This is a genomic window from Caballeronia sp. LZ003 (genome assembly GCF_031451465.1).
Lineage (GTDB): Bacteria > Pseudomonadota > Gammaproteobacteria > Burkholderiales > Burkholderiaceae > Caballeronia.
Genome location: NZ_JARUXJ010000142.1, coordinates 1 through 545 on the forward strand (window position 1 = coordinate 1; position 545 = coordinate 545).

Annotated in this window: 2 protein-coding genes; both read left to right on the forward strand. The window is 62.6% G+C overall.

The window, feature by feature from the left end:
- The coding region (locus QCE79_RS33480) for a phage virion morphogenesis protein (RefSeq protein WP_309851805.1) at positions 1 to 126 on the forward strand (126 nt) is incomplete at its 5' end.
- A 67-nt stretch (positions 127 to 193) separates the two neighbouring features.
- Positions 194 to 545: phage baseplate assembly protein V (locus QCE79_RS33485; RefSeq protein ID WP_309851802.1), on the forward strand; the 352-nt coding region annotated here is incomplete at its 3' end.

The window sequence follows — 545 nt, forward strand, 5'->3', positions numbered from 1 at the left end:
GAAACGGATCATGTCGCGCCCGGTGGCCCGGAGTATCGCTATCCCGCACGTGAGCTGCTTGGCTTCACCTGCGACGATCGCGAGTTGATCCGCGACATGCTGCTCAAACATATCTCCCACGATTAGCGTTTTCCTCGGCGGACAATTTTGTGTCCAGGCGCGAAACATCGGTGATTACTCGTCTCGCGCGCGCTTGCTTGGCAAGATTGGCGACATGCACGCCAATGAATTTCGCCGCCTTCTCACCAACCTGATCCGCCGCGGATCAGTGGCCGAGGTTGACCTCTCGACGAACCCGCCCAGCGTGCGGGTGTCGGTGGGCGACCCCGATGATGAGCATGCGCCGGGCTTGACGACGAACTGGCTGCCGTTCGCCACGTTGCGAGCCGGTAAGACCCGTGCGTGGAATCCGCCGAGCGTCGGCGAGCAAGTGATCCTGCTGTGCCCGATGGGCGACCCCGCACAAGGCGTTGTATGGGGAGGCATCCTTAGCGGGCGCGTGAAGCCGCCCACTCGCAGCGCTGACGTTCATGCGACCGCTTATC